The following is a 26288-nucleotide window of genomic DNA, read 5'->3' on the forward strand; positions in this document are numbered from 1 at the left end:
TCCTGTGGCGCGCGAAGGGCGGCCCTTCCCAGCCGAGTCGGCTGGGGAGGGCCGCCCTTCGCGCGGGCGCCGGCTAGCGGCGGCGGTTGTAGGCGTTGAAGGCGAGGTCGCGGCAGACGCGGGCGAAGTCCAGCTCGGCCGCCTCGACCGCCATCGGGAAGGTGGAGGTCTCGGTCATGCCGGGCGCGACGTTGACCTCCAGGAACCGCACCGTGCCCGCGCCGTCGACGATGAGGTCGGTGCGGGAGTAGTCGCGCAGGCCCAGCGCCCGGTGGGCGGTCAGCGCGGCCTCGGCGGCGGCGCGCGCGGCGGCCTCCGACAGCCGCGCCGGGCAGAAGAACTCGGTGCGCCCCGGGGTGTAGCGGGCGGTGTAGTCGTAGACGCCGCCGTCGGGCACGATCTCGACCGGCGGGAGGTCGAACGGGCCGTCGCCGAGGTCGAGCACGCCCACCGCGATCTCGGTGCCCTCCACACGCTCCTCGATCAGCGCGCGGTCGCCGTAGGCAAAGCAGCTCACCAGCGCCGAGGACAGCGCCTCGGGGGTGTCCACGGCGGTGGCGCCGAAGGCCGACCCGCCCTGGTCGGGCTTGACGAAAAGCGGCAGTCCCAGCGTGGCCACGATGCGCTCCAGCAGCGCGGGGGCGCCAAGGTCGTGAAAGGCCGACTTGGGCAGGACCACGCCGCGCGGCACCGCGATCCCGCGCTCGGCCACCAGCGCCTTGGCCACGGGCTTGGCGAAGGCGGCCCGGCAGGCGGCGGGCGGGGCGCCCACGTAGGGCACCGCGCTCAGCTCCAGGACCTCGGCGGTGGCGCCGTCCTCTCCGGAGGCACCGTGCAGCGCCGGGAACACCACCTGCGGGGGGTCGGCGGCCAGGGTGCCCAGAAGGGCGGAGTCGACGTCGGCGATCTGCACCTCGACGTCGAGGCGGCGCAGGGACTCCGCGACGCGGCGCCCCGAGCGCACGCTGACCTCGTGCTCGGGCGACATCCCGCCCGCCAGTACGAGCACCCGGTCGAGATCGGCCACGGTCCTGCCTTCCTGCTGCGCTGCTGCTGTCACGGGGACGCCCCCAGGTGGTGGGAGGTTAGGGGAGGTCGGGGAACGGGGAGTCGTCGCCCCGGGTGGCCGGGGCCGACGCACCGCCGAAGGTATCACGCAGGGCGGTCTCGCCCTCGATGACGCCGACCAGGCGCCGCACCCCCTCGCGGATCTGCTCGGGAGTGGGGTAGCAGAAGGACAGCCGCATGTTGCGGCGGCCTTCGTCGGAGGCGTAGAAGCCGGTGCCGGGGACGTAGGCCACGCGGGCGTTGACCGCGCGCGGCAGCATGGCCTTGGCGTCCAGCCCCTCGGGCAGGGTGGCCCACACGAAGAACCCGCCCTCGGGCCGGGTCCAGGAGCTGCCGGCGGGCATCATCGCCTCAAGGGCGCCCAGCATGGCGTCGCGGCGCTCCCGGTACATCTCGTTGAAGTCCTTGATCCGCTCCCGCCAGGGGTGGGTGGCCAGGTAGCGGCGCACCACCATCTGGTTGAAGGCGGAGTGGCTGAGCATGGCCGACTCCGCGGCCAGCACCAGCTTGGCGCGCACCGCCGAGGGCGCCAGCGCCCAGCCGATGCGGAACCCCGGCGAGAGGGTCTTGGAGAACGAGCCGAGGTAGATCACCTGGTCGGGGGCCTCGGCGCGCAGCGGCGCGACGGGCTCGCCGCCGTAGCGCAGCAGGCCGTAGGGGTTGTCCTCCAGCACCAGCAGGCCGTGGCGGCGGCAGACCTCCAGCACGCGGCGGCGGCGCTCGGCGGTCAGGGTGACGCCGGCGGGGTTGTGGAAGTTGGGGATGGTGTAGAAGAACTTGGCGCGGCGGCCCTCGGCGGCCAGCCGGGTGAGGTGCTCCTCCAGGGCCTCGGGCAGCACGCCGTCGTCGTCCATGGCGACGTGGCGGATGTCGGCCTGGAAGGCGGCGAAGGTGTTGACGGCGGTGACGTAGGTGGGCGCCTCGCACAGCACGACGTCGCCGGGGTCCACGAACACCCGGGTGACGAGGTCGAGCGCCTGCTGGGAGCCGACGGTGACGATGACGTCATCGGCCGCGGCCGAGATGCCCTCCTCGGCCATGACCTCGCAGATCCGCTCGCGCAGCACGGGGTCGCCCTGGGCGGAGCCGTACTGCAACGCGGTGCTGCCCTCCTCGGTGACCACGCGCTGGACGATCTCGCCGAGTTCGCCCATGGGCAGGGCGCTGACGTTGGGCATGCCGCCGGCCAGCGAGACGACCTCGGGGCGCGAGGCGACGGCGAACAGGGCCCGGACCTCCGATGCCACCATGCCCTGGGCGCGGGCGGCGTAGGCGCCCACGTAGGGGTCGATGCGCGAGCCCTGCACTGAGGGCTGCCGGTGGGACTGCCGGGGATCCTGGGACACGATCCACCTCCGCTGGCGTGGACGGTTGGGTTGTCGGCTGGTGGGACGCGGGCGGTCGGCCGGGGGTTGACCTCCGGCGGCCGGGGCGGCGTCCACCTGGTGCCTCGGTCGGCGCGCGGCGCGCGGCCGATCAGTCCCGGCCCAGTGTATGCCGAGGCGGCGCGCCGCCCGGCGGGCGGGCCGGGTGCCTGGGGACCGACTGCCCCGGCGGGGGCCGGAGCGGCGGCGCTTTGGGGTGTCTTGACCGAGTCCTTGGCGTTTTCGGCCGCACGGGCGGCGGCCGGGCCGCGAGGGGCCGGGCCGGGCTGGGCCGATGCGCGCTGGGCCGCGCCGGACCGGACCGGGTGCGGCCCGGCGGTACCGCCGGCCCCACCGGGTTCCGGGGTGGGGCCGGCGGTCCGCCGAGCGGGCGGCGGCCCGGGAAAGCTCCCCCACTCTCCCTCGGGCCGCCGCCGGGAAAGGCCCGCCGACGTAAACGGATCCCGCTACCCCCCTCAAGGCACGGGCACGGACGGGCCGGGGTCCTCTCCGGTGGGTCTCCGCGGGCGGCGCCGCGGCGATCACCGTCACCGCCGACTCCATCGCATCCGGCCCACACCCGCAAAGGTTGCACCACGTTGCAGATTAGTGACTGTGCGTAGTGTTCACAGTCTAATATGCACATGTGCACTCTTACCGTGTCAGGTCGCCCGCGCGGCGGCCGGGCACGGCCGCGCGGGCGGGGGCGGGAGGGCCGGTGCCGGGGTGGAGGCGCGGCGCGCGGGAGCGGAGAGCGAACGCGGGGCCGCCCGACCCCGGTCAGCGCGGCAGCCGCTGCGCGCCGTCCCCGACCGGCTCCTGTCCCCAGTCGGCGGCCCGGCGCACACGGCGGATCCCCGGCGCGGTGGAGCCGGGCAGCAGCTCGGCGGGGGTGGGCGGCGTGCGGACGCTCACCCGCAGCCCCTCGTGCAGCCGGTAGGGGCGCGACTCCACCACCCCGCCCAGGTGGCGGCGCAGCCGCGACATCTCGGCGCGCACGGTGACCAGCCGGTCGGCGTCGCCGAACAGGTCGGCGGCCAACTGGGCGGCGCTGCGGCCGTTGGGGCTGCGCGCCAGCAGGAACAGCAGCTCGCTGTGGCGCAGGCTGAGCCGGTGGGACCAGGTGCCGCTGGCGCCGCTGACGGTGACCTGGGGCGCGGTGCCGTCGGAGAGGTCGAGCAGCAGGTGGCTGGCGGGCGCGGACTCGCCGTCGTCGGGGCGCACCAGCCAGCCGCCGGGCAGCGGCTCGACGTGGCACTCCCCCACGCCCGGCAGCCACGCCACGCCCGCCTCCAGCGAGCGGGGCAGCAGCACCCGGCGCACCGGCTCCATGTGGGCGGCGGCGGCCGTCCAGCCGTCGTTGTCGACCACCAGCGCGCGGCCGCGCATCCCGGCCAGCAGCGGGGCGGCCACCACGCGCAGCCGCTCCAGGTGGGCGTGGTGCCAGCCGCGCAGCATCGACTCGGCGTGCTGGGCCACGGCGTTGACCAGGGCCAGGGTGGCCGGGTGCACGGTCTCGGCCGGCCCGGTGACGTCCACGGCGCCGATGGGTCGGCCGTTGCGCGGGTCGTGCACGGGCGCGCAGGCGCAGGTGACCTGGTGCAGGCCGCGCACGTAGTGCTCGGCGGAGTAGACCTGGAGGGGCTGGCCCACCACCAGGGCGGTGCCGATGGCGTTGGTGCCGGCGAAGTCCTCGTTCCAGGCGGCGCCCTCGACCAGGCCGATGCTGTCGGCCAGGCGCCGCACCCGCGCCGGGCCGTCGCGCCACAGGACGCGGGACTTCTCGTCGGTGATCACCATGACGTGGGCGGCGTCGTCGGCCACGGCGGTCAACGACTGGCGCAGCATGGGCAGCAACTCCACCAGCGGCGACTCCCGGCGGTGGCGCTGGATGTCCTCGCGGGCCAGCATGGGCAGGCGGCGCCCGGTCTCGGGGTCGACGCGGCGCACCCGCATGCGCGCCCAGGAGTCGGCGATGACGGGCCGGGGGCGGGCGGGCGGCGTGCGGCCGGCGAGCACCGCCTCGTGCACGCGCCGCAGCAACCGGGCGTACTCGCGCGGGTCGGTTCCCGCGGGCACCGCCGCGTCCAGGTGTGGATGGACCATGGCTCCCCCCGCTGACCTGCTCGTTCAACGCCCATCTCATCCTTGTGCGCATGGCGGTCCGCGGCAACCGGAACCGGGGGGTAACAGCACTCGAACGGCGGGGACGGGAGTTGGCCGCCGAAAGCGCTGGCGATCCGCGGATTCGGCCAGGGATTCGTCTTCGCGAACGGGCTTTGCGCGGTATCGCCATCGGGGCCGCTTTTCGGGGTGAACCTGCACCGGTGTCCGGTCCCAGTCCCCACGGCCGGGCGCCTGACCGGCGGAAACGGGGGCTTGACCCATTCTTGGGGCGCGTCGGCCGTGGCGCTGCCGGACGCGCTGCGCGCGTCGGGCCATAGTGGCCCGGACGTGATGAGACCGAGGCGGTCGGGGGCGGCGCACGCCGCAGGGCGGAGCCGGTCGGGGGGATCGGCGGCGGCCGAGCGGTGGGAGCGGAGATGCCCGGGACGGCGGGAGTGAGGGCGGCGGCGATGGCGGCAGCCAGGACGGCCACAAGGACGACGACCCGACTGGCGGCCGGGGCGCTGCTGCTGGCGGCCGGGGCGCTGCTGCTGGCGGCCGCGGCCTGCTCGGGTGCCGAGGCCGACCCCGGGGCCGAGACCCTGGCCAGGGCCACCGGCGAACTGTCGGCGGTGCTGCTGCGCCCCGAGGCCGAGGAGGCGTTCGAGCGCAAGGGCCACCCCATCGAGGGGCACCTGGAGTGCCGCAGCCTGCGCGGCGACGCGCCGGAGTTGGCCGCGGAGATGACGGTGGTGTGCGCGGGGCGCACCGAGGACGGCGAGCGGGCGCGCTTCGAGGGCCGCGTCGACCCCGCCGCGGTGACGGCCCAGCGCGCCGAGGCCGAGGGCCTGCCCGGCACCTACACCGGCACCGTGGCCGAGCGGGAGGTCTTCCGGATGACCTGCTTCAACTGCGAGCCCAAGGAGTCCGGCGCCCGGGACCGCCCCCGCGCCGAGGACGAACCCGAGTAGGCGCACGGGCGGGCGCGCACGGCCGAAGACGGCAACGCCCCCCACGGCCCGACAGCCCAAGGACCCCACAGGACGGCTAAGCCCGGGTCGGGTACTCCGGCGGCTCGTCGCCCTCCTCGCGCTTGTCGTAGGAGGCCGGGTCCGAGGGGGAGGGCTCGCGCTCGGCGGCTATCTCGGTGTCGGGGGCGGGCTCGGCGCCCTGGCCGGCCCGGCGGTCGGCCAGGGGGCGGTCGTCGTCGGCGGGTGCGCCTCGGGGGTCCTCGGGCTGGTCCGTGGGACCGTTGCCGTTGCCGTTGCTGGTCACGATCGCTGCTCCTCGGTGAGGGCCGGCGCTGCCTGCCGGCCGTGGGGCGCCCGCCGGCAGCGGCGACGCCAGATTCCCGGCGCGCCGCGCGGACGGGCGGGGGCCGCTAGCGGTGCGGCGAGATGAACTCCTGGAGTTTGGTGCGCAGCCCCTTGGTCATGAGGGCGAACCCGTCGGGGTCGCCCGAGGCCAGGGCCTTGGCCATGTCGGTGAGCTGGCCGGTCTCCACATAGGGCGGGATGGGCGGGATGTCGGGGTCGCAGTGGACGTCGAGCACGAACGGGCCGTCGGCCGCCAGCGCGCGGTCCCAGGCCGGTCCCATCGCCTCGGGCTCGGTGACGGTCTCGGCGCCCAGCCCCAACGAGGCGGCGAACCCGGCGTAGGAGACCTCGGGCAGGTCCTGGCTGTAGGGCGTGCGCGGCGAGCCGCCCATGGCGCGCAGCTCCCAGGTGACCTGGTTGAGGTCGTTGTTGTGCAGCACGCACACCACCAGCCGGGGGTCGCTCCACTCGCCGGCGTAGCGCCGGGCGGTGATCAGCTCGGCCAGCCCGTTCATCTGCATGGCGCCGTCGCCCACCAGCGCGATGGCGGGCCGGTCGGGGTGGGCGAACTTCGCGCCGATGGCGTAGGGCACGCCGCAGCCCATGGTGGCCAGGGTGCCCGAGACCGAGCCGCGCATGCCGCTGGTGAACTTCAGGTGCCGGGCGTACCAGTTGGCGGCCGACCCGGAGTCGGCGGTGACGATGGCGTTCTCCGGCAGCCGCGAGGACAGCTCGTTGCAGATGAGCATGGGGTTGACCGGGTCGGCGGGCACGTGGGCCTGCTGGTCCATGGTGGTCCACCACTCGCGCACGGCGGTCTCGATGCGCCCGCGCCAGCGCTCGGGCACGTCGTCGCCGCGCCGGTTGCGCAGGTGGTGCAGCAGCCGGCGCAGGGTCTCGGCGGCGTCGCCCACCAGGTTCACCTCGGTGGGGTAGCGCATGCCGATCATGTGCGGGTCGATGTCGATCTGCACGGCCCGCCGGCCGAACGGCGGCAGGTACTGGCTGTAGGGCAGGCTGGAGCCGACGATGACCAGGGTGTCGCAGTCGCGCATCAGCTCCCAGGAGGGCCGGGTGCCCAGCAGGCCGATGGAGCCGGTGACGAACGGCTGCTCGTCGCCGATCACGTCCTTTCCCAGCAGCGCCTTGGCGATCCCGCCGCGCGTGGTCTCGGCCAGCTCGACCACCTCGTCCACCGCGCCGCGCGCGCCCTGGCCGATGAGGACGGCCACCTTGTCGCCGGCGTTGATGACCTCGGCGGCGCGCGCGATGTCCTCGTCGCGCGGGACCACCAGCGGCGCGCCCAGCCCCGGCGGACTGGAGGGCACCTGCTTGAAGGCGTGGCCGGGCGGGCTGTAGTCGGCCTCCTGGAGGTCGGCGGGGATGATGACGGCCGTGGGGCAGCGCTCGGCCAGGGCCGTGCGGATGGCGCGGTCGATGAGGTTGGGGAACTGCTCGGGCACCATCGCGGTCTGCACGAAGGCGCCGGCGACGTCCTTGAAGAGGGAGTGGAGGTCGACCTCCTGCTGGTAGCTGCCGCCCATGGCCGAGCGGTGGGTCTGGCCGACGATCGCCACGACGGGGACGTGGTCGAGCTTGGCGTCGTAGAGGCCGTTGAGCAGGTGGATGGCGCCGGGGCCGCTGGTCGCCAGGCACACCCCCAGGCGGCCGCTGAACTTGGCGTAGCCCACCGCCTCGAACGCCGACATCTCCTCGTGGCGGCTCTGCACGAAGTGCGGTCCCGGGGCCTTGCCCAGTTCGGCGATGATCCCGTTGATCCCGTCGCCGGGGTACCCGAACACGTGCTCCACGCCCCACTCGCGCAGGCGGCCCAGCAGGTGGTCGGCGACACTCTGGCTCACAGGAGATCCCCCATCCGTCTCGCGGCCTTGCCTTCCTCTCGGGCGGCTGCCCGCGAGGCGGGGGGCCAAACCCGGGCGGCGAGGCGGCGGGGGTGCCCCGGTGGGGTGCGCGGGCGTGCGGCAGGCCCGGCGGCGCGGGCGTGTTCGCTGTGGGCGAACACGGCCGCGCCGCCCCGTGATCGCCGCCCACTGACGGCCGGCGCGGCTAGCGGGCGGTGCCGGGGGCGGGGGCGGCGATGTCGCCGGTCTGGTAGCGCTCCACGCCCACCAGGGCGAGGTTGAGCACGCGGTCCACCAGGGAGTCGGCGGTCTCGTCGGGGTTCTCCAGCAGCCAGTCGGTCAGGGCGTCGGCGGCGCCGATGGCGATGCGGGCCAGGATCTCGGCGTCGCGCTCGCCGACGATGCGCCCGCCCTCGGGCAGCGCGGTGCCGGCCACCACCATGCTGGTGATCTCGTCGACGACCCGGACGCGGGCGGTGTGGACCTCCTGGGAGAAGGGCTCGCCCTGGGTGCGGGCCTGCTGGTAGAGCACCCGCCAGGCGTCGCGGTTGGCCGCCACGTAGCCGAAGAACTCCCGCAGCCCCGACCACAGCCCCAGTTCGGGGGGCTCGCCGCTGCGCAGGGCGGCGCGCACGGCCTCGACGGCGCGGTCGGCCTCGCGGTGGATGCAGGCGGTGAACAGCCGCTCCTTGGAGCCGAGGTAGATGTAGACCATCGGCTTGGAGACGCCCGCCGCCTCGGCGATCTCGTCGACGCTCGCCGAGTGGTAGCCGGAGCGCGAGAAGACCCGCACCGCGGCGTCGATCACCTGCTGCTCGCGGACCGCGCGCGGCAGCCGCTGCTGTTTGCTGGCCACGCCCCGACCCTACCGACCGCCGGGGGGCCCGGCGACGCCGCCGGCCCAGGTGTGGCAGGCGTTCCCGGCAGGCGGGTCCCGGCAGGCGCTCCCGGCGCCGACGAGCGTTCCCGGCGGCCGCGGCCCAACGCCCTCTGGTGAACCGACCGGTCGGTCTTGTAGTGTCGCCACCACCTCGGAGTAATCCAGATCACTCGGGAGGGCCGCCCATGAGCGACACCGTCAGCGCCGCCGTCTTCCCCGCGGTCGGCGAGCCGCCCCGCATCGAGCAGGTGGCCCTGCCGGACCCCGGTCCGGGCCAGGTGCGGGTGCGCCTGGCGGCGGCGGGCGTGTGCCACTCCGACCTCTCGCTGGCCAACGGCGTGCTGCCGCACCACTTCCCCGCCGTGCTGGGCCACGAGGGCGCCGGCACGGTCGAGGCCGTGGGCCCCGGGGTGGAGTCGGTGGCACCGGGCACCCCCGTGGTCCTCAACTGGTCGCCGCCCTGCCGCTCCTGCTGGTACTGCGCCAACGGCGAGCCGCACCTGTGCGAGCGCTCCCAGGACGCCGCCCAGCGCCCCTACGCCGAACTCGCCGACGGCACCCCGGTCTACCCCGGCCTGGGCACGGCCGCCTTCGCCGAGGCCACGGTGGTGCCAGAGAACGGCGTGGTGGCGCTGCCCGAGTCGGTCGACCTGGGGACGGCCGCGCTGCTGGGCTGCGCCGTCCTGACCGGGTGGGGCGCGGTCGCCAACACCGCGGCGCTGCCGGCGGGGCGCTCGGCCGCCGTCATCGGGCTGGGCGGGGTGGGCCTGGCCGTGCTCCAGGCGGCCCGCCACGCCGGCGCCGACCCCGTGATCGCCGTGGACGCCGCCCCCGGCAAGCGCGACCTCGCCCTGAGCCTGGGCGCCACGCACTTCCTGGCGGCCGGCGACGGCCTGGCCGGCGAGGTGCGCGCGCTCACCGGCGGGCGCGGGGTGGACCACGCCTTCGAGGTGGTCGGCGCCTCCGCCACCATCCGCGCGGCCTGGGACATCACCCGCCGGGGCGGGGAGGTCACCGTGGTGGGCGCGGGCGCCCTGGAGGACACGGTCGCCCTCAGCGCCCTGGAGGTCTTCTACACGGCGCGCACGCTGCGCGGCTGCTTCTACGGCTCCTGCGACCCCCAGCGCGACATCCCCCTGCTGGCCGCGCACGCGGCGGCCGGCGACCTGGACCTCGCGGCCATGGTCACCGACGAGATCGCCCTGGACGAGGTGCCCGAGGCGTTCGCCCGCATGCGAGCGGGCCGCGGCGGGCGCTCCGTCGTGCGCTTCGGCTGAACCCGCCGGGTGCGGCGTCCCCCGCCCCGGCCGCCGCCCCCGGCCACGACCCCCGCCCCGCCCCACGGCGCACCGGCCCGGCGGTGCGCGAACGCCCCTGGGAGAGTGGACATGACCCAACCCGAGATCGCCCGCCCGCTGCGCCCGCTCAGCGCCGTCACCGCCCGGCTGCTCATCTCCGGCGGCCCCTTCGAGATGGAGGTCGTCGACGTCAACGGCGTGGCGACCCGGGTGTGGAAGCACGCCCTGCCCCACCTGCGCGCGGTGGTCGAGGACGCGCCGCGGCACGGCGACACCGCCGCGCTGGTCTACGGCGACGAGCGCCTGACCTACACCGAATTCCACCGGCACGCGGCCACCATGGCGCGCCGGCTGGCCGAGGACTACGGGGTGGCCAAGGGCGACCGGGTCGCCATCGCCATGCGCAACTACCCCGAGTGGGTGGTGGCGTTCTTCGCGACCGTGAGCCTGGGCGCGGTGGCGGTGCCGCTCAACTCCTGGTGGACCGGGCCGGAACTGGAGTTCGGGCTGGCCGACAGCGAGGCCCGGGTGCTGGTGGCCGACCGCGAGCGCATCGCCTCGCTGGCCGAGGCGCTGGAGCGGCTGGAGGTGTCGGTGGTGGCGGTGCGCACCGGCGACACCGCGCTTCCGGCGGGCGCGCGCACCTGGCAGGAGGTGCTGGGCGAGGTGGCGCCCGACGCCGCGCTGCCCCCGGCCGACCTGGCCGCCGACGAGCCCTGCGCGCTGTTCTACACCTCGGGCACCACCGGGCGGCCCAAGGGCGCGGTGGCCTCGCACCGCAACCTCGCCTCCAACCTGGTGGCCGGCACCTACTCCCGGTTCCGCTCGCTCATGCGGATGGGCCTGGAGATGCACGAGGTGCAGGCGTTCGTGGACGCGCTGCCGCCCTCGGTGGTGCTGTGCGCGCTGCCGCTGTTCCACGCCACCGGCGCGCAGACGGTCATGCTGCCCACCCTGGCCAACGGCGGCACCCTGCTGCTGATGTACCGGTGGGACGCCGAGGAGGCGCTGGGGCTGGTGGAGCGCGAGCGGGTGTCGGGGATCACCGCGGTGCCGGCGATGATCTCGCAGATGCTGGCCTCGCCCCGGCTGGCGGAGTTCGACCTCTCCAGCCTGCTGGTGCTGGGCTCGGGCGGCGCGCCGGCGGCGCCGGCGCTGGTCTCGCGCGCCCGCGCGGTGAGCGGCTTGCAGAACGCGCTGCTGGGGCAGGGCTACGGGCTGACCGAGTGCTCGGCCACCGCCACCGTCAACGGCGGCAGCGACTACCTGCTGCGGCCCGACAGCGCCGGGCTGCCGGTGGCCACCGTGGACGTCAAGATCGTGGACGCCGGGGAGACCGAACTGCCGCCGGGCGAGGTGGGCGAGGTGTGGATCCGGGGGCCGGGCGTGGTGCACGGGTACTGGAAGCGGCCCGACGCCACCGCCGCGACGTTCACCGACGGCTGGCTGCGCACCGGCGACCTGGGGCGGCTGGACGAGGAGGGCTTCCTCTACATCGTCGACCGCGCCACCGACATGATCATCCGCGGCGGGGAGAACGTCTACTGCGCCGAGGTGGAGGCCGCCATCCACGAGCACCCGGCCGTGGGCGAGGTGGCGGTGGTGGGGGTGCCCCACGAGGTCTACGGCGAGGAGGTCGGCGCGGTGGTGCGGCTGATCCCCGGCCACGAGCTGACCGAGGAGGAGCTGGTGGCCTACCTCAAGCCGCGCATCGCGCCGTTCAAGATCCCCGCCCACATCCGGATCACGGCCGAGGACCTGCCGCGCAACGCGGCGGGCAAGCTGCTCAAGCGCCAGGTCAAGCAGGCACACGGCTGGGCTCCGGCGCAGTAGGGGTGGCGGCCGCGGCCAACCCGAGTAGCGGCGGACGGGGCGGCGGCCCGGTCGGGATACGCCGGACGCGGCGGGCCGGAATGCCCGCCGCGTCCGCTCAGTCCTCCCCGTCGGCCGACGCGCCGTCGTCCGCCTCCGCATCCGGCGCCCGCTCACCCTCGGTGGCGTCCGCGCCCTCGGCGGGCCGCTTGCGCGGACGGCCCCGGCGCGGCATCGCGCCGGTGGTGCCCGGCAGGCGGCCGGCCTGGGAGAGCGCGCGGCGCAGCAGGAACTCGATCTGGGCGTTGGTGCTGCGCAGCTCGTCGCCGGCCCAGCGCGTCAAGGCGTCGTGGACCGCCGGGTCGAGCCGCAGCAGGATCTTCTTGCGCTCGGCCACGAGTGGAGCCGCCCCCTACTGGTAGAGCGATCCGGCGTTGACGACCGGCGTCGCCGGACGGTCGGAGCACAGCACCACGAGCAGGTTGCTGACCATGGTGGCCCGGCGCTCCTCGTCAAGCTCGATGACCTCCTGCTCGGCCAGCCGCTGGAGCGCCGACTCCACCATGCCCACGGCGCCCTCCACGATCAGCCGGCGGGCGGCGACCACGGCGCCGGCCTGCTGGCGCTGGAGCATGGCCTGGGCGATCTCCTGGGCGTAGGCCAGGTGGGTGAACCGCGACTCCACGATGCGCACACCGGCGGACTGCACGCGCTCGGCGATCTCGGTGGAGAGCTGCTCGGTGATCTCCTCGGCGTTGTCGCGCAGCGACATCGCCTCCTCGGTGGGGGCGTCGTAGGGGTAGTTGTTGGCGATGTGGCGCACGGCCGCCTCGGTCTGGGTGGAGACGAACTGCACGAAGTCGTCCACCTCGAACATGGCCCGGGCGGTGTCCTCGACCTGCCAGACCACCACGGCGGCGATCTCGATGGGGCTGCCGCCGGCGTCGTTGACCTTGAGCACCGAGGTCTCGTGGTTGCGGATGCGGGTGGAGACCACGCCGCGGGTGGTGAGCGGGTTGACCCAGCGCAGGCCGTCGGTGCGCACGGTGCCGACGTAGCGGCCGAGGAACTGGAGCACGCGGGCCTGGTTGGGCGAGACCACGGTGAGGCCGGCGGCCAGCAGCAGGGCGGCCAGGACCAGCACCGCGCCGAGGACCAGGAGCGGCACCGACAGCGGGGAGATCCCCACCACGGCGACCACGAGCCCGGCGGCGGCGACCAGCAGGCTGAGCCCGGCCATGGGGAGTCCGGCGGTGCCGAAGGCGGCGCGCTCGCGATAGGTGGGGGCGGGCATCTGGACCGGGGCGGATTGGGCGTTCATATGCGGTTGTTCCTTCCCTCTTGCGAAGATGTCTTCACCATAGCATAGTGATATCACTTTTTAAGAGACGCCCGGCTTCGGAAGGACCCGCCATGACCCTCACCCACCCCGCCGTCGCGCTGCGGCCGCCCCGCAACCGGGTCGAGCGCCGCGCCGTGGGCTGGTGGACCGCGCGTGCGCTGGCGGTGGCCGTGCCCGCGGCCGCCGCGCCCGCCGTCGCCGCCCTGTTCGTCCCCGACCCCTACCGCACCTGGCTGCTGCTGGCCGCCGCCGCGCTGAGCGTCGCCGGGCTCGCCGTCGCCGCCGTGATGCCGCTGTGGCGCTACCGCGTGCACCGCTGGGAGGTCACCGGCACCGCCGTCTACACCGCCTCGGGCTGGCTGTGGCAGGAGTGGCGCGTGGCCCCCATGTCGCGCATACAGACGGTGGACACCCAGCGCGGCCCGCTCCAGCGGCTGTTCGGGCTGGCGCAGATCACCGTCACGACCGCCTCGGCGGCCGGGCCGGTGGTCATCGACGGCCTCGACGGCCGCCGCGCCGACGACATCGCCGCCGAGCTGACCGCGGCCACCGACCGCACCGAGGGGGACGCCACATGAGCACCCACACCCGCGCCGCCGCCCCGCAGGGGTGGCGGCACCTGAGCCGCATCGGCCTGTGGGCCGGCTGCGCCGCGTTCGCCGCGCTGCTGCTGGGGCCGGGGGCCGTGGTCGCCGTGATCCTGGCCGTCGCCGGCGTGTTCTGGCCCTGGGGCGCGCTGGTGCTGGGCGGCGCCGCCCTGGTGGTGGCCCTGGGCGTCGGCGCCGACGCGCTGCGCGTGCACCGCACCCGCTACCTGGTCAGCGAGCAGCGCCTGGAGATCCGCAGCGGGATCCTGGTGCTGGCGCACCGCTCCATCCCCCGCGAGCGCATCCGCAGCGTGGACGTCGCCGTGCCGGTCTGGCTGCGGCCCTTCAGCGTCTGCAAGGTCACCGTGGGCACCGGGCAGGGCGCCAAGGCCGAGGAGATCGCCCTGGAGTACGTGGCCCGGGCCGAGGGGGAGCGGCTGCGCCGCGAACTGCTGCTGCGCGCCACGGCTCCGGCGTCTGCGGCGGCGGCATCGGAGGCGCCGGGAGGGGCGGAGGGCGCCGGGGCGGACGCGGCGGCGGGCACCGAGCTGGCGCGGCTGCGCCCGCGCTGGTTCGCCTACGCGCCGCTGGGCGCGGCCGTGCCCGCGCTGGGGCTGGGCGTGATCGGCGGCGCCTACAACGTCCTGAGCTGGTTCGGTGAGCAGCGCGCCGGGCGGGTGGCGGTGGCCGTGTTCGAGTACGCCGTGGCCAACCCCGTGGTGGTGGTGCCCGGCGCCGTGGCCGTCGTGCTGGTCACCGGCGCGGTGTCGGCGTCCGCCGCGCAGATCGAGGCGTGGTGGGGCTACCGGCTGGTGCGCGAGCCCGACGGCACGCTGCTGGTGCGGCGCGGCCTGGTCACCGCCACGTCGCTGTCGGTGGAGGAGCGCCGGCTGCGCGGGGTGGAGCTGCGCGAACCCGCGCCGATGCGCTGGGTCGGCGGCGCCCGCGTCAAGGCGGTGGCCACCGGGCTGGGCGCGGATTCGGCGCAGAAGGGCGGCGCCCAGCGCAGCGGCCTGTCGCCGGACATGCCGCGCGAGCGGGCGCTGCGGCTCACCGCAGACGTGCTGCGCGAGCCCGCCACCCCGGTCGCCGCGCCGCTGCGCGCCCACCCCCGGGCGGCGCTGTGGCTGCGGCTGCGGCGGGCGGCGTGGGCCGCCCTCGCCCTGGGGGCGCTGGCGGCCCTGGGCGCGGCCGGGGCGGCGGCGCTGCCCTGGGGCTGGGTGCCCGAACTCCCGTGGGCGGTGGCCGGGGCCGCCACGGCCGGGGTGGCCGCCCCGGTGCTGGCGGTATGGGCCGTGGGCGCCTACCGGGGGCTGGGCCACGCCCTCACGCCGGGCTACCTGGTGGTGCGCCGGGGCGCGGTGCTGCGCGGCACGGTCGCACTGCGGCGCGACGGCGTGATCGGCTGGCGGATCAGGCGCTCGCCGTTCCAGCGGCGCCTGGGCCTGGCCACCGTGGGCGCCACCACGGCCGCCGGGTCGGGGCTGTACGCGGTCCTCGACGCCGAGGAGGCGGTGGGGCTGGGTGTGGCGGCCGAGGCGGTGCCCGGCCTGCTCGACCCCTTCCTCGCCGAGCCGCCGCACACGGCGCGGCCGGACGCCGGGCGGGCGGGCGGCGAACCGGCGCGGCCGGCGCCGGTGGGAGCACCGCGGCCCGGCCGGTGAACCCGGCGGATGGCCACGGCCGCGCGTGCGGCCGGCGGGCGCGGGCGCGCCCGCACCGGGCGGCGGGGGCGCGGATGGACGGGCCGCGCCCCCGCTCCCACGCCCGGCCCGGGGGGCGGCCGGAGGCCGCGGCAGCCCCGAAGTGGCCCTATGGGGTGCGGCTGTTCAGTTGGGGGCGGCCGTGTGGCCGGCGAGCGGGAGTTCGCGCAGCGGCAGCGTCTCGAAGGAGGCGGCCAGGCCCAGCACCTCCAGCGTGCGGGCGACGGCGTGGGCGGGCTCGCCCAGCAGCAGCCGGACGCCGCGCTCGGCGAGCCGGCGCCGGGCCGACACCAGCGCGCGCACTCCGCTGGCGTCGAAGAACTCCACGCGGGAGAGGTCGGCCACGACGGCGGCGGCGCGCCGGGGGCCGGAGCCGGCCCCCACCAGCCGGGCGTGCATGTCGTCGGCGGTGGCGATGTCGATCTCGCCCACGACCGCGACGACCGCGACCTGCTCGTCCGCGTGTAGCCGACCGTCTCGTGCTGGCACCACCGCGCCGCCTCTCGCTCGCTCAATGTCCGGTTGTTCGGACACCTCCCCCCGGAGGATGATCGTATCGGGCGGAGGCGCCTCGTGACCGCGTGTCAGAGGTCCTGTCGTGGGACCGGTTCCCGCCCGGCGGCGGGGCCGGCCGAAGCACCGCAGGTGGGGGCGCGCCCGCGCGCCGGGGTCAGCCCAGCACCACCGGAAGAAGGATCAGGGAGTTGACCGCCGTGTGCACGGCCAGCACACCCCACACACTGCGGTGGCGCGACCACAGGTAGCCCAGCAGGATCCCCAGGCCGCCGTGCCACACCGCGATCGTGGCGAGAGCCTGCCAGGTGGGAGTCTCCACCAGGCGGGACAGGTGCATCGCGGCGAACAGCAGCGCCGTCGGCAGGATCGCGCCCCAGCGGCCGAGCAGCGCCTCCAGCCGGGTCTGGAGCAGTAGCCGGTAGAACACCTCCTCGGTGACGCTGGCGGTGAGGAAGGTGAGGGCCATCGCGAGGATGAGGTAGGCGCGGTCCAGCCCGGCGTAGGCGGAGACGTCGGAACTCCCGGCCAGCGGGCTGTAGTAGAGCAGGTAGGCCCAGCACACCACGGCGGGCACCGGTGCGAGCAGCCGCCACCGGGCGGGCACCTCGGCGCGGGCGCGCCGCAGGGGCGAGGGGGACCGCCACAGCAGCAGCACGAGGGCCGCGCCGCCCAGGAGCAGCGCCACCTTGGCCGCGCCGTAGAAGGCGGTGTCGCGCAGGGCGACCAGGGCGAGGACGACCGCGACGGCGACGGCCGTCAGGCCCAGCGCCTGGCGCGTCAGGGCGGGGCGCTCCTCGGCGGGCCAGGGGGCGGGTGCGGGCAGGCGGGGCGGCACCAGGCGGATCAGCAGCAGCCCGGCCGCCAGGGAGGAGGCGACGGCCAGGAGCGGGGTGGTGTCGGCCTCGGCGTCGGTCGAGAGCCGCAGGTCGGTGTGCCCGGTCGCGACCAGCGCGCCCAGGGCGAGCGCCACGGCGGCGAGGCAGCAGCCGACGATGAGGGGGGTGGTGCGGATTTGCATCGCGCCAGCATGGCGGCGGAGGCGGCGGCGCGCATCGTCCGTGCGGGCGAGGTGTGCTCGTCCTTTCGGGTCATGGCCGCTCGGCGGGCGGGCGGACATGCGGAGGGCGGGCGCGGCACCGCCCGCCGGCTCCCCGCTCCCGGGGTCAGGCCGGTCGGCCACCGCCATCGAACCGCTCCCCCGTTCCTTCCCCCGGTGCGGCGGCGCTCGCGGCCGTTGACACGTGCGGCGGCGGCTGCCTACATTATCTCGGCAAGCGCTTTCCAAGGCGGGGGCGGAGTCGACGGCACTGCCCTCGGCCCGGCACCCCACCGGCGGACCGCTCCCCCGCGCCGCCGCCCCGCCGGTGCGCCCGCCCCGACCGGTACCGACGCGCACAAGGCAGGCCCCATGAGCCAGACCCCCGTTCCGGTCGTCCTCGTCGGCGCGCACGGCCACGGCCGCTCCCACCTGCGCAACCTGCGCGCCCTCGCTGAGGAGGGGCTGGTGCGGCTGGCGGGCGTGTGCGACCTCGTGCCGCTGCCCGACGCCGACCTGGCGGGCTTCGGCCCCGTCGCCCAGGACGGCGACCTGGCCGCGCTCATCGCCCGCACGGGCGCGCGGGTGACGATCCTGTGCACCCCCATCCACACCCACCTGCCGCTGGCGCGCACCGCGCTGGCGGCGGGCTCGCACCTGCTGCTGGAGAAGCCGCCGACGGCCACCGCGACCGAGTTCGCGGCGCTGCGCGCGGCGGTGGCCGACTCCGGGCTGGCCTGCCAGGTCGGGTTCCAGAGCCTGGGGTCGGCGGCGGTCCCGGCCGTGCGCGCGCTGATCGCCGAGGGCGCGATCGGCGCGGTGCGCGGGATCGGCGGCGCGGGCACCTGGATCCGCACCTCGGCCTACTACGCGCGGGCCGCGTGGGCGGGGCGGCGGGTGCTGGCCGGGCACGACGTGGTCGACGGCGCGCTGACCAACCCCTTCGCCCACGCGGTGGCCACGGCGCTGGCGGTGGCGGGCGCCCAGGAGGCGGTCGGCGACGCGATTGAACTGGAACTCTTCCACGCCCACCCGATCGAGAGCGACGACACCTCGTGCGTGCGGGTGCGCGCGCCCGACGGCACGCCCATCAGCGTGGCGGTGACGCTGTGCGCGCGCACGCACCGGCCGCCGCACCTGGTGGTGCACGGCGCCGCCGGGCGGATCACGCTGTACTACACGCTGGACGAGGTGCGCCTGGAGCGGCCCGGCGAGCCGCCGCGGACGATCGTGTACGGGCGCACCGACCTGCTGCGCAACCTGGTGGAGCACGTGGAGGGCGGCGCACCGCTGCTGGTGCCGCCCGAGGCGACGGCGGGGTTCACGGCCGTGCTCGACGCGGTCCGCCGCGCGCCCGACCCGCTGCCGGTCCCCGAGGAGTTCCAGGAGGTCACCGAGGAGGCGGACGGCACGCACCGGGTGGTGGCCGGGGTGGACGACCTGGTGGCGCTGAGCGCGGAGCGGGTGGCGCTGTTCTCGGAACTGGGCGCGCCGTGGGCGGCGCTGGCCCAGCCCGGCCGCGCCTGAGCGCGCGGGTTGACGCGGGGCGCGGGGACTGCGCGGGGGCGGGCGGCAGCGGATTCGGCGGCTCGTCAAGGAGGCGGAGCGGTGACGGAAGGGAGCGGCCGGATGGCCGAGGAGGCAGCCGAGGCGGCAGCGGCGCGGACGAGCCGGGCGGCGCGGCCGGAGGGCACGGTGCCCGGGGGCGGCGGGAAGCCGGAGGAGACCCGGGGGGCGGCGGACGCGGAGGCCGTGGAGCTGCGCTGCCGCGGTGTCGCCGTGGCGTCGTGGCGCGCGGGCGCCGACGTGCCGCCGGACCTGTCGCCGCGCCCCTACCTGCACCCGGTGCGCACGCTGGGCGGGACGGTCGTCACCGAGGTCTACCCCGCCGACCACCCGCACCACCTGGGGGTGGGGGTGGCGGTGCCCGACATCGACGGCACGAGCTTCTGGGGCGGCACCACGTTCGTCCGCGACCGGGGGCCGGTGCTGCTGGACAACCACGGCCGCCAGGAGCACCGCGCGTGGACGCGGGCCGGGGAGTCGCGGCGGACCGAACGCGTCGCGTGGCTGAACCGAACCGGTGCGGAGTTGTGCGAGGAGGTCCGGGAGACCGCCGCCGTGGACCTCGACGCGCGGGCGTGGGCGCTGTGCCTGCGCAGCCGCCTGCGCAACACGTCGGGCCGCGAGCTTGAGGTCAACAGCCCCGCGACCAAGGGCCGCCCGGGAGCGGGCTACGGCGGCTACTTCTGGCGGGCGCCGAAGGAGGCGGAGCCGCCCCGCTGCCTCGGCCCGGAGCAGGAGGGCGAGACCGCCCTGCACGGCTCCCGGTCGCCGTGGCTGGCCCTGTTCGGCGGCTCGTCGCCGGACACCCGCTGGACGCTGGTGTTCGCGGCCGTGGGCCCGGAGCGCGACCCGTGGTTCCTGCGCGCCCGGGAGTACCCCGGCGTGGGGGCGGCACTGGTCTGGGACACCCCGCTGAGGTTCGCGCAGGACGCGGAGATCGACCGCCACGTGGTCACCGTGGTGGCCGACGGCCACCTGTCGCCCTCCGAAGAGATCCCCGTTCTTGTCGCCAGAGCAGAAGCCGCAGCGGCTGCCGACTGACGGCCGCCCGGTTCACCTGCCGAAGACGTCGGTGGCATCCTCGGCGGTCGCCGCCCGAACGAGCCAGACACGCAACCGGTCAAGATCCTCACACGAGAGCACGACTTCGCGCTGCCGCTCGCTGACCTCGATCCCCCGAGCCCGCAGGACCTCAAGCACAGCCCGAGACTGGGCTTGCACTCGACCCTCCTCAAGCCCTTTCTCGCGCCCCTCCTCAAGCCCTTCCTCCCGGCCTTCCTCCCGGCCGATTCCGACGTACTTCTTGGCGAAGTCACTCTGCCACTCGTATTCCATGGTCTTCATGAGATCCCCCGGCACTTCCGGTCAATCGGCGAAGACCTCATGCGCGTCAGCGGCGGTCGCCGCCCGAACGAGCCAGACACGCAACCGGTCAAGATCGTCGCACGAAAGCACGGCATCGCGCTGCCGCTCGCTGACCTCGATCCCCCGAGCCCGCAGGACCTCAAGCACAGCCCGAGACTGGGCTTGCACTCGACCCTCCTCAAGCCCTTTCTCGCGCCCCTCCTCAAGCCCTTCCTCCCGGCCTTCCTCCCGGCCTTCCTCCCGGCCGATTCCGACGTACTTCTTGGCGAAGTCACTCTGCCACTCGTATTCCATGGTCTTCATGAGATCCTCCCAGTAGCGCCGCGCCTCCGCGTCGAGCTTCGCGACGACGTAGTCATAGTAGAACGCACGCCTGTCCTCGGGCGATGCATCCAGCGCGGCCTGGAGGCAGTCCAGGACCTTGCGGTTGTCCTGGTGCGCGGGCGCCGCCAGTACGGCGAGTTCGGGCACCTCTCGGGCGCGCTCGACATCGTCGATGACGGGAACGTTGTCGGGGCTCATAACCGCAGGCCGTAGAACCATGCCGCCCGCTTCGACCTCGATCGGGCCGGCTGCCCAGTCGGCGGTCTGCTTGGTGGGGCACACCACGAGCAGCCGCACCGGGCAGCGCAGCCTCTCGCGCACTTGGGCGACGTACAAAGGCCACGTATAGGGCTTGTCATCGTCTTGGCGCAACTGGATCTCGGTGATGACGGCGAGCTTCTTTACATTCTTCTTGCCGTAAAGGACCGTCACTTTGTCCGCTTTATGAGCTTTAAGGGAGATAGTCGTGAGATCGGTGCACCCGAGTTCCGCATGGTCGTACTCGGGCACCTCCATCCCGCACACCTCGCGAAGGATGGTCGGCACCACGTCCGGCGCCCATTGCAGGAACAGCACCTGCAATTCGTGTTCTTTTCCGGGCATGGCGTGGAGATTACCGAGACGGCGGCAACAGCCGGTAATCGACACCGAAGTCGCGGCATACGTTACCGCCGTTGCGGATATCCGGAAGGACAAAGCCTACCGCCAAAACGGCATCCGTTCCGGCAAAGAGGACGGCTTTTCGGAACCTTGAAGACACCCTCACCGCACCGGCCCGCCCCCGCTCCCCCGCCGTTGACCCGCCGCCGACGTCCGTGCCATCCTGGTTGGTAAGCGCTTTCCATTTCGCTGACGCCGATCGCGGCTGGAACAGGGGACGATCGCCATGCGCATCCTCGTCACCGGCGGGGCGGGCAGACTGGGCCGCAGTGTGGTCGCCGTGCTCGCCGCTCGCGGGCATGACGTGGCCTCCGCCGACCTCGTGCCCGCCGCCGCGCCCGCCGCCGCCTCAGCCCGTGCCTCCGCCCCCGCTTCCGCGTCCGGCGCCGCACAGGCGGACGGCGTCACCCACATCACCGCCGACCTGCTGGACGACACCGCGCGCGGCGACCTCTTCGCGCAGGTGCGGCCCGAGGCCGTGGTCCACCTCGCCGGGATCGCCGTGCCCTTCGCGCGGCCCGACACCGAGATCCTGGCCGTCAACACCCGGCTGGCCTGGGCCGTCCTGTCCTCCGCCGTCGAGCACGGCGCGCGGTCGGCCGTGGCCGCCTCCAGTCCCACCGTGTTCGGCTACGGCACCCCCGACTGGCGGCCCCGCTACCTGCCGCTGGACGAGGACCACCCGCGCGCGCCCCGCCACTCCTACGGGCTGAGCAAGCTGATCATCGAGGAGACCGCGCGCACCCTCTCCCGTGCCAGGGCCGCCGGCTGCACGCTCACCAGCGTCCGCCCCGGCTACGTCATCGCGCCCGAGGAATGGGCGGGCGCGCCCACCCAGCAGGGACACACGGTCGCCGAGCGGCTGCGCGACCCCGAACTGTCGGCGGTCGCGCTGTTCAACTACGTCGACGCGCGCGACGCGGCCGAACTGTTCGCGCTGCTGTGCGAGCGGTCCGGTGCGGCGACCGGCGGCGAGGTCTTCCACGCCGTCGCCGAGGACGCCCTCGCGCTCGCCCCGCTGGCCGAACTGCTGCCGCGCTTCCACCCGGGCACCGCGCCGCACGCCGCCGCGCTCACCGGCCGCCAGGGCGCCTTCTCCTCCAGGGCGGCGGCCGAGCGGCTGGGCTGGCGGCCCGCCCGCACCTGGCGCACCGAACTGCGCGGCCCCGTGCCCGAGGCGCCCTGACCCCGCGCCCCCGGGGCCGCGCGCCCTTCCGCCGACGTCCGCCCCCTCCCGCCGACGCCGCCCCTCCCTCGGCGCCGCCCTCCCGCCGACCTCCGGCCCCACCGGGCCGCCAGGTCGGCGGGCCTCCGCCCGAACCCCCGGCCGGGGATCGGCCCTGCGTGTCGGGGTTCACGGGCGCCCGTCGGCGGTCTCGGCTGGTCGCCGCCGACGCGCGCGGCCTATGATCGAACGGCGGAAAGAGTTTTCCACCAGGGGCGAAAGGTCAGGCTGTGGGCAGCGGATACGTGACATTGGAACAGGTCGCCCGGCACGCCGGCGTCTCCCTGGCCACCGCCTCGCGCGTGCTCAACGGCAGCACCCGCCAGGTCGGCCGCACACTGCGCGACCGGGTCACCGCCAGCGCGCACGAGCTGGGCTACCTCGCCAACGCCTCGGCGCAGACCCTGGCCCGCAACACCAGCTCCCTGGTCGGGCTGATCGTGCACGACATCGCCGACCCCTACTTCTCCAGCATCGCCTCGGGCGTGACCCGCGCGGCCGAGGACGAGGGCCTTGTCGTGGTCCTGGGCACGACCGGCCGCACGCCCCAGCGCGAACTGGAACTGCTGTCGACGCTGCGCTCCCACCGCGCCCGCGCGGTGGTGCTGGCCGGCAGCCGCACCGTCGAGGAGGAGACCACGCGCCGCCTCGCCGACGAGATCGCCACGTTCACCGGGCGCGGCGGCCGGATCGCGTGCGTGTCCCAGGAGGGGCTGCCCGCCGACACGGTCGTCCCCGACAACCGCAACGGCGCCGCCGAACTCGCCCGGCACCTGATCGGCCTGGGCCACCGGCGCTTCGCGCTGCTGGCCGGCCCCACCAACCTGCGCACCGCGCGCGACCGACTCGACGGCTTCCACGCCGCGCTGTCGGCCGCCGGCATCGAACTGGACCCGCGCAACGTGGTGCACGGCGCCTTCACCCGCGACGGCGGCTACGAGTCCACCCGCCGCCTGCTGGCCGCCGGCACCGACGCCACCTGCCTGTTCGCCGTCAACGACGTCATGGCCACCGGCGCCATGGCCGCGCTGCGCGACGCCGGCCTGCACGTGCCGCGCGACCTGTCGGTGGCCGGGTTCGACGACATCCCCACCCTGCGCGACCTCACCCCCGGCCTGACCACCGTGCGCCTGCCCCTGGAGTGGATGGGTGAGGAGGCCGCCCGCCTCGCCCTGAGTGAGGACGCCGCCGAGGAGCCCCAGACGGTGTCGGTGTCGGGCGAGGTCGTGGTCCGCGAAAGCACCGCCGCCCCCACCGCCGGCTAGCACCGCGCGGTCGCCCTCGGCGGACACCGGCCGGGGGCGGCCCTGAGGTGGGTCAGTCCCCGTCGGGCAGGGGGCGGGTGGCGGGGCCGGTGTAGGTGGCGAGGACCTGGCGCGGCAGGGGGCCCTTGATGCGGGACCGGCCGCGGCTCTCCTCCCAGGCGTGGGCGAGGATGCCCACCGAGCGGGACAGGACGAACAGGCCGCGGGCGAGTTCGGGGGCGAAGCCCAGGGAGGCGTACACCACCGCGGTGGCGCCGTCGATGTTCATCGGGACCGGGCGGGTCCGCCGCTGCGCCAACGCCTCCTCCAGGGCCAGCGCGGACTCCAGGGGGCCGGGGTCCACGGCGCCGGCCCGCACCCCCTCGGACACCATGGCCAGCAGCGGGTCGCGGCGGGGGTCGCGGGGGTGGAAGCGGTGGCCGAACCCCGGCACGTAGGCGCCCCGCTCCCGGTACTCGGCGACGACGGAGCGGGCGACGTCGCCGGTGTCCTCGCCGGCCGCGCGCCGCTCGCCCATCCGCTCCAGCAGGGCCAGGCACTGCTGCCCGGCGCCGCCGTGGACGTCGCCCAGGAGGTTGACCCCGGTGGCGACCGCGCTGTTGAGGCCGACCCCGCAGGTGGCCGCCATCCGGGCGGCGGCGATGGAGGGCGCCTGGGGGCCGTGGTCGACCCCGGCCACCAGCGCGGCCTCCAGCATCCGGGCCTGGGCCGGCTCGGGCAGGTCCCCGCGCAGCAGGAGCCACACCACCTCGACGAAGCCGAGCCGCCCGATGACGTCCTGCACCGGGTACCCGCGCAGGTCGATCTCGCCGGGGGCGATCCGGGTGACGGCGGTGGCCCACCAGGCGCCGATCTCCTCGTGGGTCATGGTCGCGGCGTCCGGGGCGCTCATATCGCTCCCGCCTCTCTGAGCTGGTCGATGTCGGCGGGACCGTATCCGGCCTCGCGGAGGATCTCGTCGGTGTGCTCCCCCAGCAGCGGCGGGGGCTGGCCGGGGCCCAGGGCGTCGCCGTCGACGTGCACGCCGCTGCCCAGCACGCGCAGGCTGCGGCCCTCCTCGCCGGGGAAGGGCAGCGTGTGCAGCAGGCCCCGGTGGGCGATGTGGTCCAGGTCCAGGGCCTCGCGGACGCTGAGCACGCGCGCGGCCGGCACGCCCGCCGCCGACAGCGCGGCCTCCCACTCCGCGGCGGGCCGCCGGGCCAGGTGCTCCTCCAGCGCCTCGCGCAGCGCCTCGCGGTGGGCCTTGCGGTCCTCGCGGGCGGCGAAGCGCGGGTCCGCGGCGAGCCCGGGCGCCCCGACCACCGCGCACAGCGTCTCGAACTGCTCCTGCTTGTTGGCGGCGATGTTGAGCGCGCCGTCGGCGGTGCGGAAGGTGCCCGAGGGCGCGGCGGTGGCGTTCTCGTTGCCGATGCGCCGGGGCTCGACCCCGGCGGAGAGGTAGTTGGAGGCGCCCCACCCCATGGCGGTGATGGCGGTCTCGAGCATGGAGACGTCCAGGTAGGCGCCTTCGCCGCTGCGTTCGCGCCGGACCAGGGCGCTGGACACCGCGAAGGCCGCCGCCAGGCCGCCCAGGACGTCGGCGATGGGGAAGCCGGCGCGCAGGGGGCCGGTGTCGGCCGTGCCGGTGGCGTCCATCATGCCCGACAGCCCCTGCACGATCTGGTCGTAGGCGGGCCGGTCGCTGAGCGGTCCGTCGGCGCCGAACCCGGAGACGGCGCAGTAGACCAGGCCGGGGTTGGCCGCGCGCAGCGCGTCCCACCCGAAGCCCAGGCGCTCCATGACACCGGGTCGGAAGTTCTCCAGCAGCACGTCGGCCCGCGCGACCAGGCGCCGCATGACCTCCCGGCCCCGGTCGGACTTCAGGTTCAGCGACAGCGAGCGCTTGCCGCTGTTCTGGGCCAGGAAGGAGGCGCCCATCCCCCGGGCGTTCAGCTCCGCCGAGGCGCCCAGCTGCCGCGCGAGGTCGCCGGATCCGGGGACCTCGACCTTGACCACGTCGGCGCCCATGAGCCCGAGCTGGTAGCCGGCGTAGGGCCCGGCCAGGACGTTGGTGAGGTCCAGGACGCGCACGCCGGCCAGCGGCCGCCGGTCGGGCGCGGGCGCGCCGGTGCTCACCGGTCCCCCCTCGGGCCGGTGCCCGCGGCGCCCGCGCCGGGGTCGAAGCCGATCTCGCTGACGCGGCGGGCCGCCTCGACGACGGCGGCGGCGAACCCGCGGACGGCGGCGTCGGTGAAGCGGGCGGTGGGGCCGCCCACGGCCAGGGCCGCCACGGGCGCCGCGCCGCCGTCGGGCCGGCGCACCGGCGCGGCGACGCCGGAGACGCCGTGCTCGCGCTCGCCGTGGCTGACGGCGAACCCGCGCTCCCGGGCCTCGGCGACCTCGGCCCGCAGCCGGTCGGCGTACCGGGGCCCCTGGGGCGAGGCGGCGGCCACGCGCTCCAGGACGGACTCGGGCGCGCCCTGGAGCAGGACCTTGCTGGCCGCCCCGCCCCACAGCACCATCTCGTCGCCGGGGTTGACGATGTGCCGCAGGCGCAGCGGCCCCTCCTCCTGGGCCACGCACACGCGTACGGCGTCGACCCGGACGTAGAGGTTGACGGTCTCGGAGGTCTGGACGGTGAGGTCGCGCATCACGGCGCGCACGGGTTCGGGCACCTGCCACAGGGCGTGGGCCAGGCGCGCCCACCGCAGCAGGCCGGGTCCCGCGCCGACGCGGCCGTCGGAGCCGCTCCACAGCAGGCCGCGCTGCTCCAGGGTGGCGACCAGGCGCAGGACGGTGGTCTTGGCCAGGCCGGTCAGCTCCACGAGTTCGCGCGTGGAGTAGCGCTGGTTGCGCTCGTCGTAGAGGTCGAGCAGGTCGAGCGCGCGCACCACGCTCCTGACGCCCCCATCGGTATCCGCGCCCATCACCCTTCCTCCCATGGGTCCACCAGGTGGACCTTTTGGACTGTTAGACGGCATGGAGTGGCCACGGTACCCAAAAGGCGGCCGGAC

General features: G+C 75.5%; 24 protein-coding genes. 9 read left to right on the forward strand and 15 right to left on the reverse strand.

Annotated elements, in window-relative coordinates; genetic code table 11:
* Positions 1 to 73: 73 nt before the first annotated feature.
* The 3 genes from LG943_RS21685 to LG943_RS21695 all read right to left on the reverse strand — a co-directional run bounded on the left by LG943_RS21685 (position 74) and on the right by LG943_RS21695 (position 4538).
* Positions 74 to 1027: a D-alanine--D-alanine ligase family protein gene (locus LG943_RS21685; RefSeq protein ID WP_270074226.1), complete on the reverse strand. Its 954-nt coding sequence runs from the start codon at positions 1025 to 1027 to the stop codon at positions 74 to 76.
* A gap of 58 nt (positions 1028 to 1085) precedes the next feature.
* Positions 1086 to 2318, reverse strand: coding sequence for an aminotransferase-like domain-containing protein (locus LG943_RS21690; protein ID WP_270074227.1), 1233 nt, complete (start codon positions 2316 to 2318; stop codon positions 1086 to 1088).
* A gap of 894 nt (positions 2319 to 3212) precedes the next feature.
* Positions 3213 to 4538, reverse strand: a complete 1326-nt coding sequence (locus LG943_RS21695) for a GAF domain-containing protein (protein WP_270074183.1) — start codon at positions 4536 to 4538, stop codon at positions 3213 to 3215.
* 470 nt (positions 4539 to 5008) lie between these two features.
* On the opposite strand from LG943_RS21695, the gene LG943_RS21700 reads away from it, so the two are divergent.
* Positions 5009 to 5509 (forward strand): hypothetical protein, encoded by a 501-nt coding sequence (locus LG943_RS21700; protein ID WP_270074184.1) that lies wholly within the window; start codon positions 5009 to 5011, stop codon positions 5507 to 5509.
* A gap of 76 nt (positions 5510 to 5585) precedes the next feature.
* Here LG943_RS21700 and LG943_RS21705 read toward each other — a convergent pair whose 3' ends face one another.
* The 3 genes from LG943_RS21705 to LG943_RS21715 form a co-directional block, all read right to left on the reverse strand.
* Positions 5586 to 5813, reverse strand: a complete 228-nt coding sequence (locus LG943_RS21705; protein ID WP_270074185.1) for a hypothetical protein — start codon at positions 5811 to 5813, stop codon at positions 5586 to 5588.
* Positions 5814 to 5919: 106 nt separating this feature from the next.
* On the reverse strand, positions 5920 to 7716 hold the full coding sequence (locus LG943_RS21710; protein ID WP_270074186.1) for a thiamine pyrophosphate-requiring protein: 1797 nt from the start codon (positions 7714 to 7716) through the stop codon (positions 5920 to 5922).
* Positions 7717 to 7921: 205 nt separating this feature from the next.
* Complete coding sequence (locus LG943_RS21715; protein WP_270074187.1) at positions 7922 to 8572, reverse strand: TetR/AcrR family transcriptional regulator; 651 nt, start codon at positions 8570 to 8572, stop codon at positions 7922 to 7924.
* 209 nt (positions 8573 to 8781) lie between these two features.
* Between LG943_RS21715 and LG943_RS21720 the strand changes: the two genes are divergently transcribed.
* Positions 8782 to 9873: a Zn-dependent alcohol dehydrogenase gene (locus tag LG943_RS21720; protein WP_270074188.1), complete on the forward strand. Its 1092-nt coding sequence runs from the start codon at positions 8782 to 8784 to the stop codon at positions 9871 to 9873.
* A 111-nt stretch (positions 9874 to 9984) separates the two neighbouring features.
* A complete protein-coding gene (locus tag LG943_RS21725; RefSeq protein WP_270074189.1) occupies positions 9985 to 11727 on the forward strand; it encodes a class I adenylate-forming enzyme family protein in 1743 nt (580 codons plus the stop codon).
* Between the two features lie 97 nt (positions 11728 to 11824).
* Here LG943_RS21725 and LG943_RS21730 read toward each other — a convergent pair whose 3' ends face one another.
* Together LG943_RS21730 and LG943_RS21735 are read right to left on the reverse strand one after the other, a co-directional pair.
* Positions 11825 to 12103, reverse strand: a complete 279-nt coding sequence (locus tag LG943_RS21730) for a hypothetical protein (RefSeq protein WP_270074190.1) — start codon at positions 12101 to 12103, stop codon at positions 11825 to 11827.
* Between the two features lie 15 nt (positions 12104 to 12118).
* Entirely contained in the window at positions 12119 to 13027 is a 909-nt protein-coding gene (locus LG943_RS21735; RefSeq protein WP_270074191.1) for an SPFH domain-containing protein, read from the reverse strand.
* A gap of 92 nt (positions 13028 to 13119) precedes the next feature.
* On the opposite strand from LG943_RS21735, the gene LG943_RS21740 reads away from it, so the two are divergent.
* On the forward strand, positions 13120 to 13626 hold the full coding sequence (locus LG943_RS21740; protein ID WP_270074192.1) for a PH domain-containing protein: 507 nt from the start codon (positions 13120 to 13122) through the stop codon (positions 13624 to 13626).
* Entirely contained in the window at positions 13623 to 15299 is a 1677-nt protein-coding gene (locus LG943_RS21745) for a PH domain-containing protein (RefSeq protein ID WP_270074193.1), read from the forward strand. The genes LG943_RS21740 and LG943_RS21745 overlap by 4 nt, the downstream gene beginning before the upstream one ends.
* A 165-nt stretch (positions 15300 to 15464) precedes the next feature.
* Here the strand turns inward: LG943_RS21745 and LG943_RS21750 are convergent, their stop codons facing one another.
* Both LG943_RS21750 and LG943_RS21755 read right to left on the reverse strand, forming a co-directional pair.
* Entirely contained in the window at positions 15465 to 15827 is a 363-nt protein-coding gene (locus LG943_RS21750; RefSeq protein ID WP_270074194.1) for an STAS domain-containing protein, read from the reverse strand.
* A gap of 181 nt (positions 15828 to 16008) precedes the next feature.
* Positions 16009 to 16872, reverse strand: a complete 864-nt coding sequence (locus tag LG943_RS21755) for a CPBP family intramembrane glutamic endopeptidase (protein ID WP_270074195.1) — start codon at positions 16870 to 16872, stop codon at positions 16009 to 16011.
* A gap of 390 nt (positions 16873 to 17262) precedes the next feature.
* On the opposite strand from LG943_RS21755, the gene LG943_RS21760 reads away from it, so the two are divergent.
* Both LG943_RS21760 and LG943_RS21765 read left to right on the forward strand, forming a co-directional pair.
* The gene (locus tag LG943_RS21760) at positions 17263 to 18417 is read left to right on the forward strand and encodes a Gfo/Idh/MocA family protein (protein ID WP_270074196.1); all 1155 of its coding nucleotides are present in this window, start codon (positions 17263 to 17265) and stop codon (positions 18415 to 18417) included.
* An 81-nt stretch (positions 18418 to 18498) separates the two neighbouring features.
* Complete coding sequence (locus LG943_RS21765) at positions 18499 to 19497, forward strand: DUF6807 domain-containing protein (RefSeq protein ID WP_270074197.1); 999 nt, start codon at positions 18499 to 18501, stop codon at positions 19495 to 19497.
* Between the two features lie 12 nt (positions 19498 to 19509).
* On the opposite strand, the gene LG943_RS21770 is transcribed toward LG943_RS21765, so the two are convergent.
* Together LG943_RS21770 and LG943_RS21775 are read right to left on the reverse strand one after the other, a co-directional pair.
* Positions 19510 to 19791 (reverse strand): hypothetical protein, encoded by a 282-nt coding sequence (locus LG943_RS21770; RefSeq protein WP_270074198.1) that lies wholly within the window; start codon positions 19789 to 19791, stop codon positions 19510 to 19512.
* Positions 19792 to 19821: 30 nt separating this feature from the next.
* A complete protein-coding gene (locus LG943_RS21775) occupies positions 19822 to 20748 on the reverse strand; it encodes a hypothetical protein (RefSeq protein ID WP_270074199.1) in 927 nt (308 codons plus the stop codon).
* A gap of 283 nt (positions 20749 to 21031) precedes the next feature.
* On the opposite strand from LG943_RS21775, the gene LG943_RS21780 reads away from it, so the two are divergent.
* The gene (locus LG943_RS21780; protein WP_270074200.1) at positions 21032 to 21991 is read left to right on the forward strand and encodes an NAD-dependent epimerase/dehydratase family protein; all 960 of its coding nucleotides are present in this window, start codon (positions 21032 to 21034) and stop codon (positions 21989 to 21991) included.
* Positions 21992 to 22260: 269 nt separating this feature from the next.
* A complete protein-coding gene (locus LG943_RS21785; RefSeq protein WP_270074201.1) occupies positions 22261 to 23295 on the forward strand; it encodes a LacI family DNA-binding transcriptional regulator in 1035 nt (344 codons plus the stop codon).
* Positions 23296 to 23347: 52 nt separating this feature from the next.
* Here the strand turns inward: LG943_RS21785 and LG943_RS21790 are convergent, their stop codons facing one another.
* The 3 genes from LG943_RS21790 to LG943_RS21800 are packed head-to-tail and all read right to left on the reverse strand — an operon-like array spanning position 23348 to position 26201.
* On the reverse strand, positions 23348 to 24187 hold the full coding sequence (locus LG943_RS21790; RefSeq protein WP_270074202.1) for a citryl-CoA lyase: 840 nt from the start codon (positions 24185 to 24187) through the stop codon (positions 23348 to 23350).
* Entirely contained in the window at positions 24184 to 25410 is a 1227-nt protein-coding gene (locus LG943_RS21795) for a CaiB/BaiF CoA transferase family protein (protein ID WP_270074203.1), read from the reverse strand. Before LG943_RS21795 ends, LG943_RS21790 begins: the two co-directional genes overlap by 4 nt.
* Positions 25407 to 26201 carry an IclR family transcriptional regulator gene (locus LG943_RS21800; protein ID WP_270074204.1) on the reverse strand — a complete coding sequence of 265 codons (795 nt, stop codon included), beginning with the start codon at positions 26199 to 26201 and terminating at the stop codon, positions 25407 to 25409. Before LG943_RS21800 ends, LG943_RS21795 begins: the two co-directional genes overlap by 4 nt.
* Between the last annotated feature and the right edge of the window lie 87 nt (positions 26202 to 26288).

The organism is Streptomonospora mangrovi (genome assembly GCF_027604915.1).
Classification (GTDB): domain Bacteria; phylum Actinomycetota; class Actinomycetes; order Streptosporangiales; family Streptosporangiaceae; genus Streptomonospora; species Streptomonospora mangrovi.

What these genes read in the sequence shown, in the direction of transcription:
- LG943_RS21690 (WP_270074227.1), bottom strand. Translation starts at nt 2,318, where the DNA reads ATGGTGGCATCGGAGGTCCGGGCCCTGTTCGCCGTCGCCTCGCGCCCC.
- LG943_RS21695 (WP_270074183.1), bottom strand. Translation starts at nt 4,538, where the DNA reads ATGGTCCATCCACACCTGGACGCGGCGGTGCCCGCGGGAACCGACCCG.
- LG943_RS21700 (WP_270074184.1), top strand. Translation starts at nt 5,009, where the DNA reads ATGGCGGCAGCCAGGACGGCCACAAGGACGACGACCCGACTGGCGGCC.
- LG943_RS21720 (WP_270074188.1), top strand. Translation starts at nt 8,782, where the DNA reads ATGAGCGACACCGTCAGCGCCGCCGTCTTCCCCGCGGTCGGCGAGCCG.
- LG943_RS21725 (WP_270074189.1), top strand. Translation starts at nt 9,985, where the DNA reads ATGACCCAACCCGAGATCGCCCGCCCGCTGCGCCCGCTCAGCGCCGTC.
- LG943_RS21735 (WP_270074191.1), bottom strand. Translation starts at nt 13,027, where the DNA reads ATGAACGCCCAATCCGCCCCGGTCCAGATGCCCGCCCCCACCTATCGC.
- LG943_RS21740 (WP_270074192.1), top strand. Translation starts at nt 13,120, where the DNA reads ATGACCCTCACCCACCCCGCCGTCGCGCTGCGGCCGCCCCGCAACCGG.
- LG943_RS21745 (WP_270074193.1), top strand. Translation starts at nt 13,623, where the DNA reads ATGAGCACCCACACCCGCGCCGCCGCCCCGCAGGGGTGGCGGCACCTG.
- LG943_RS21755 (WP_270074195.1), bottom strand. Translation starts at nt 16,872, where the DNA reads ATGCAAATCCGCACCACCCCCCTCATCGTCGGCTGCTGCCTCGCCGCC.
- LG943_RS21760 (WP_270074196.1), top strand. Translation starts at nt 17,263, where the DNA reads ATGAGCCAGACCCCCGTTCCGGTCGTCCTCGTCGGCGCGCACGGCCAC.
- LG943_RS21770 (WP_270074198.1), bottom strand. Translation starts at nt 19,791, where the DNA reads ATGGAATACGAGTGGCAGAGTGACTTCGCCAAGAAGTACGTCGGAATC.
- LG943_RS21775 (WP_270074199.1), bottom strand. Translation starts at nt 20,748, where the DNA reads ATGCCCGGAAAAGAACACGAATTGCAGGTGCTGTTCCTGCAATGGGCG.
- LG943_RS21780 (WP_270074200.1), top strand. Translation starts at nt 21,032, where the DNA reads ATGCGCATCCTCGTCACCGGCGGGGCGGGCAGACTGGGCCGCAGTGTG.
- LG943_RS21790 (WP_270074202.1), bottom strand. Translation starts at nt 24,187, where the DNA reads ATGAGCGCCCCGGACGCCGCGACCATGACCCACGAGGAGATCGGCGCC.
- LG943_RS21800 (WP_270074204.1), bottom strand. Translation starts at nt 26,201, where the DNA reads ATGGGCGCGGATACCGATGGGGGCGTCAGGAGCGTGGTGCGCGCGCTC.